The sequence below is a fragment of the Flavobacterium sp. genome (assembly GCF_044348915.1).
In the GTDB taxonomy this organism is placed as follows: domain Bacteria; phylum Bacteroidota; class Bacteroidia; order Flavobacteriales; family Flavobacteriaceae; genus Flavobacterium.
In genome coordinates, this window is the sequence record NZ_JBIKRX010000116.1 from 1 (window position 1) to 6,809 (window position 6,809).

The 6,809-nt window shown below is 36.4% G+C and carries 3 protein-coding genes; 1 reads left to right on the forward strand and 2 read right to left on the reverse strand.

The genetic code is table 11. The annotated features are described in order from the left end of the window. Nucleotides 1–971 (forward strand): histidine--tRNA ligase (locus tag ACIQ1E_RS13245; protein WP_396171788.1); only part of this gene is annotated, 971 nt, incomplete at its 5' end. A gap of 124 nt (nucleotides 972–1,095) precedes the next feature. Here ACIQ1E_RS13245 and ACIQ1E_RS13250 read toward each other — a convergent pair. Together ACIQ1E_RS13250 and ACIQ1E_RS13255 are read right to left on the reverse strand one after the other, a co-directional pair. Continuing rightward, nucleotides 1,096–1,308: a hypothetical protein gene (locus tag ACIQ1E_RS13250; protein ID WP_315148439.1), complete on the reverse strand. Its 213-nt coding sequence runs from the start codon at nucleotides 1,306–1,308 to the stop codon at nucleotides 1,096–1,098. Between the two features lie 151 nt (nucleotides 1,309–1,459). Beyond that, a complete protein-coding gene (locus tag ACIQ1E_RS13255) occupies nucleotides 1,460–6,610 on the reverse strand; it encodes a choice-of-anchor D domain-containing protein (protein WP_396171789.1) in 5,151 nt (1,716 codons plus the stop codon). Nucleotides 6,611–6,809 lie beyond the last annotated feature (199 nt).

Here is a 6,809-nt window from a genome sequence, read left to right on the forward strand (position 1 = left end):
ATCGTCCGCAGAAAGGGCGTTTTAGAGAGTTTTTTCAATGTGATGCCGATGTTGTGGGTTCGAAATCGTTGTGGCAAGAAGTCGAATTGGTACAATTGTACGATTCGGTTTTTACCCAATTGGGTTTAGAAGGTGTGACGATAAAAATCAATAATCGAAAAATCCTTTCGGGAATTGCTGAGGTGATTGGAGCTAAAGATAAATTGATTGATTTTACGGTGGCTTTAGACAAACTCGACAAAATAGGTGAGGATGGTGTCAAAAAAGAAATGATCGAAAAAGGAATCGCTGAATCTGCGATAGAAAAAGTGCAACCGTTGTTTCATTTCACTGGTAGTATTTCAGAGAAAATCGAAAAGCTTTCTATTTTACTAGCTGAATCTCAGGAAGGTATGAAAGGTGTTGAAGAGTTGCGATTTATTTGTGATAACGTGTCTAATTTGGGTTTGAATAAAGCGGTTTTAGATTTAGACGTAACCTTAGCTCGTGGATTGAATTATTATACTGGAGCTATTTTTGAAGTTGCTGCTCCAAAAACAGTTTCTATGGGTTCTATTGGTGGCGGCGGAAGATACGATGATTTGACAGGGGTTTTCGGGTTGAAGGATATGAGTGGAGTAGGAATTTCATTTGGTTTAGACCGAATTTATTTGGTTATCGAAGAATTGAATTTATTTCCTGAAACGGTGACTTCAACTTCAAAAGCTTTGTTTATCAATTATGGTGAAAAGGAAGCTTTTTATGCAATGAAAGCGATTGTGAAATTGAGACAATTTGGTGTGAAAGTAGAATTGTATCCCGATAAAGCCAAGGTCGGAAAACAGTTTCAACACGCTGATAAACGAAGTATTCCGTACGCTGTGATTGTTGGTGAGAATGAAATGAAAGAAGGAAAATTTGCTTTGAAGAATTTAGTTTCTGGCGAACAAGTTTTGCTTGATTTTGAAGAATTGAAAGCGGTATTGGCATAAACACCAATTTTTAACCAAATAAGACAAATAATGTCATTTAAGTTGGTGTGTGGATAAATCCCGTTTTGATACAAACAAAAAACGTCTCGATTTCTCGAGACGTTTTTTGTTTGTAAGAGCAAAATTATGCTTTTTTAGAGCAACATGCTTTAGCTTCTTTTTTTTCTGCAGTAGAGCATTTTGCTTTTTCTTCGGCTGAACAAGTTTTTTTATCAGCTTCTTTTTTTGAACAACAAGCTTCTTTTTTAGCTGGTTCTTTTTTAGCTGGTTTAGCTTCTTGTGCGCTAATGCCCACCGAGAAAAGAGCTATAGCCAACACAGTAAATAATTTTTTCATTTTAATATAAATTTAATTGTTATAGACAAGGAATGATATCCAATATTGATAACAAATATAATAAGAAAAATGCATACAAAAGGACTAAACAAGTTAATGTTTCCTTAATAAATTTTGCTTTCGGTTTAATGTTGTTATCCAAAATTTCGAATTATTTGATGATTAATTTCTTGCTTACTTCTCCGCTAGTAGTATTTAACTTTGCGATATATACGCCCGCACTAACTGTTTTAATTGGAATTAGAATGCTTTGTTGGTCTTGATTTTCAATTTTCCAAGTTGCAATTGATTGTCCAGCGATATTGAATAAAGTTACTTTCTCAACCGTTGTTTCAGTTGATTTATTCGCGATTTTAAGGGTATTGCTGTTTTGAATATGGGCAATTTCGATTTCATTAGATTTGGCGTTGTTTTCGGCAACACTTAATGTTTTTTCAGTTGACAGTGATTTGTCTTTAAAGCGTAACGAAAAACGGGAGTTATTTACTCCAGCTGGCAAATTCACTTCAAATGCATTTTTTTGAATTTCGGTATATGTCTTCTCCTGCCCATCATAAATATAAACTTTTTGTTGGGAATCAAAATTTTCAAGACCATCAATAGTTAAGGAAACCTTTCCTTCAATATTCGTTTTTATTCCAATAGGGTAGGATGCATCTTCGTTGAAATAACCTTCACCTTGAATCACCAATTGGTTTTCACCATTCAAGAAATACATATCATTTGGGATATCGTCTAGGCTTATACCGTCATAACCATAATCCATTTCGCTAGTAGCTCTTTCGTTCATGAATCCTAATAATACTTGGCGATGGTAATTATTGTTAGCATTAAATCCTAATCGAACTCTTTTGAAAGTGTCTTTTTGAGGAGTGTCATTTGAATTGTCATTCCAATGATTTACTGCTTCAACTTTTGATGAACTTAAACCTTTTTTGTACAATACGTTCGAATTGGCAGCATCATTTTCCTTTAAGAAAGCTCTTTGGTTATTATTGAAGATTATCGCTCCGCCGGAACCCACTTTTCCATTCACAAAGAAACCTTGACCCACTGGAACATATTGATTTGGTATACCTCTGGTGCTGGTTCCCGATTGATTGATAAAATCTACCCCAGAGGAAACAGGAGCAACGCCACCAACAAGATTTTTTACCCCATAACCACCTTGATAGTCTTTTAAAACATGTGTAGTGTTACTAGTATAATGTTCCCAGAAATATAATGTTCCATCAATTCCTTGACCTATATTGTCGTTTATAAAGGCATCGGCATTTAGAGCTGAAGGATATGGATTTCCGGTTAATAATAGTTGATCAGGCAAAACAGTATTTGAGTTGATTAATCCATTGTTAGGTTTTCCTACAAAGGTGAAGTTCTGTGTTACGGTAGCAGCACTTACTTTTTTTGTTGATCCTTGTTGTGCCATTCGATTTGGAAAAGAGGCTGGGTTTTCGGTGCCTTTCATAGTAAAACCTAAGCCAACTCGAATTGGTGATGATTCAGTAATTTTATTCCAATTGGCATACGCATTTGCTTTGTTATCAAATGTGTATAACCAATATCGGGCAATGCTCATTGGGGTCGTTGCATTTCCTGCAACACCGTCATAGCCTCCAATCCAATTGATATTCCTTGGAGTTGAATTAAATCCATCTTTCATAATGCCGGCAACTGTATAATTCGTATTGTTAGCTGTTATATTTATTGGGCTAACGGGAGAGCACCAATAGTTGTAATTATATCTATTAGCCTGTCCTTGTTGGTCTCTTTCAATAGAGCCTGCACTAGTTATATCTAAATCGCAATCTAGAGTTTGAACTAGTTGTGACATTCCAACCAAGTCTATTTTCCCGTCTAACTTCAAGTAATTGGTTACTTCTATTTTTGTGTCATTGGATGCTGTTAGTGTGTTACTATTAACCATCAATCCTAAAACAGTTTTGTTTCCTGTTGAGGACACATTGTGTGATGTTCTAACTATATTCCAATCTACAGGCGTTACACCGTCAACAATGGAAAGACTATTTGGTAAATCCTGAACTGCATTGTTTAACCACGTTGCAGGAGTTTGCCATGCTCCATTTGAATTTGATTCGTAGGGTAGTGGTGCAGTTTGTCTGTCGACAGAATTTAGGTTTTTTAAAGCTAATGTGAAATTACTAGCCGATTCATCTTTGGTATTGGTATAAGTATATCTAGACATAGTGTAATAGGCCTTTAAATTTGTCCAAGGAATCGAACCGATGTCATTTTTGGTAATAGTACTAGGAATGATACGTCCAGTTGTTGCAATACCATTAATTTGAATTTCTTGATTTATGACATATCGCATTTGATTTTCAGTTAAGGCAACATCCCAAACTCTTATTTCGTCAATTGTTCCTCTAAAATAGGAAGTAGGAGTAGCACCAGATCCGTTTGCAGCTGCCACCAAGAAGGAGTCGTTGCTCGCTATAGGGACTGACAAATTTTGTGTCTTATCGAGAACTCCATCTATGTATATTTTTGCATTTGTTCCGTTGTAAATAACGGCTACATTATGCCAAATGTTATTTGGTATGCTTGTGACAGAGGTAATTGTTTGCATAGTTCCATTCATCCATCTCATAACTAATTTCCCAGAAGCGTTTAATGATAAATCGTATCCTTGTGTAAAAGCATTGTTTCTTTTTGATAAAATAGACATGTTTGCTGATGTCCCAGGTTTTACCCATGCCGATACTGTGAAATTATTGGTTAAGTTTAAAACATTTCCTCCATCTAAATAATCTGATGTGCCATTAAAATCTATGGATCTTACATATCTTCTTTCTGAGGCGTACCCAAAAGTGATGTACTTTGTTCCATTAAAATCATAATTTGTTTCTAAGTTTTCCCCAATCAGATTCATAATTCTATATTCTGCTGCTGGTGAAAAAACTGGAGAGTCAGAAATAAACATTAAAAAATCGCCTGGAGGGTTAATCGTTGCCGCGATGACTGCTTTTGGTACAGAAACTTTTACCGTTCCTACATCTCCACCAGATTCTACCACTTTCCAAACTCTATTTATACCAATAAAATCTACTTTGGAATTTAATAATGGAGTAATATCACTGCTCAAATCGACTATAACTGGAGGGGTTTGTGTTAATACAGCATTATTGTGCCCCCAAATCAAAAACCTTTTGTCTCCTGCAAAAGTGCTTGTATTCGCCGAGTTTGTAGCTTCTATAGTGGTAAGCCCCATAGTAACATCGTCCATAGTGTATTCGGTTTTAGATTGTTTTTGATTTAATTCTGATTTATCATCTCTACCAATACCAGCTATGTTCGTGTTGTACCCTGCTGCTGCCGTATAAATAGTTGTTCCATCAGAATTTACATAATCAAGACTGGTGCTATTTACACCTAAAGTGATACCGTATTTTAGTGCCAAATAGGTTTCTACTTTTCGTCTATCGGCATCGGTATTTCGGGCATCGTAGGTGATAATCTCTAATATGTCCCCTACTAAATCTGCATCATAGTATTCGCTTCTTCCTATAAAATATTTAGTATTACGAATATCAGTGAAAGTACCGGTATTAACACCTGAAGTTGTGAGTCTTAAGCCATTGTGAAAAATATCTATAAGACCCCCAGCACCCGTGATTCTTTTCCGAGGATTAAAAATATTTGCTCCCGAATAGGATTTTGGTTGTAATGCTAAATCAAGTTCTCCCTCACCATAACGTGTATTTGCAGCTTGGTTATAAGAAACTACTTCGTTAGCAAATCTAGAAGTTTGAGAGCCCATTGAAAAACCTGTTATATCTTGATTTCCTGGATTAACAGCAACATCATCTCCACAAAAAACACTATATGAGTTTGAGTTTCTGGTAACGATACCCGTTTTAAGGGCAATAAATACATCGTGATTATTGAACCCTTGACCTCCAAATAGTGACGATCTACCATCGAAACGAATTACAGGGTTAAAGTTTACATTGTCAGTAGCATTGTTCAAAAAAATAGGTTCTAAACTCGTTTTTGCAATCGCGTTTCTGGTATTCCCAAAAGCACTGTCGACCCAAGTGCTTACAATACTGTTGTTTGGAATAGTACCAATTTCTCTATTGGCTTTTAGCCATAATTTTAAATTTCCTGTTACTCCACCGGGCGCCACGGTAAGAGTGGGCGCTGCAACAACGGTTACCCTTACATTAAAATTATAAGGACCTTCATTAGAGTCATTATTATTTAGTACCACAGACCCCGTAAATGTTCCTGTTGTAGTTGCGGGAAAAGTAATATTAAAACTAGTTACTGAACCACCACCTAAAAATGATTGTGATGTTAATATTGCCATGGGTGTTATGGTAAAATTAGATCCTGCTGGTGCTGTTACAATAGTGTTACCACCGCTAAATGTTAAATTAGATGGCCCGAAATTATATACCAAAAATGGAATCGTTATTGGAACACCTACAAAAGTAGTTCCAAAGTCAGTATAATCGGCAGTGCTTGGGGTTATGTCTCCATCAGGAATTGATACATCATTTCCCTGTACGTCAATTTCTGCACCAGATGAAACTACACAAACTCCCTGAATGGTAAAATCGTATTTAGTTTCGTCAGAATCGTTACTCAGTATAGATAGTATGCAAACAGTTTTACCAAGAACTAAAGGAGTAAATGTTACGGTAAATGTTGTTGTTCCGCCCGCAGGTACTGACGATACAGCTGGTTGTGAAACAGAAAAAAGTGCTGCACCAGTGCCAATAACTCTTACTCTTGGGGTATCGGTTAATATTAGCGGCAGTGAACCTTGGTTTATAATAGTAAAAGTGCGTATTACTGGAGTTCCAACGGTAGTATTTCCGAAATTAGTACCAGTTGCAACAGAAACACTATAGGTATTATCAGGAATTGGATTAGCGGGAGTCCCATAATAAAGATGAATTTCAGAATCTGTGGACGTACCCTGGAAGCTAAAATTATAAGGGTTTTCGTTCGTGTCGCTGTTATATATTGTAAAGTTTGCATTATGGACACCAGCAAATGTCGGCGAGAATGTTATTACAATATTTGCTGATCCACCAGCAGCAATATTGGTAGGTGGTGGCGTAGTTACTGCAAAACTACTTGCATTTGCTCCTGTAATGGTATAAGTACCTACGGTTAATGGTCCAGGCCCCGTATTTCTAATTACATAAGTCCTAGTTGTACTTGTGTTGATAGAGATGCTGGTAAAAACGGTAAAATCTGTTGCACTGGGGGTTATGTCTCCATCTACTATTGAGGTCCCATTACCTTGAATATCAATCTCTGGTAACAAAGTTATGGGGGTACCTACTATTTTAAAGTTGTCTAGGGCAATACCAGGCGCCGACACAGTTCCGTCTGATGCAAATTTATAGGTATAGGCGCTTAGAGCACCCTTGTTATCTATTGATTTTATTGATATTTATTCAAATTTCACCATCTTTTTCATTAACACATCGAAGATTGTCCCCATATTTGACCTTCTATTGTAT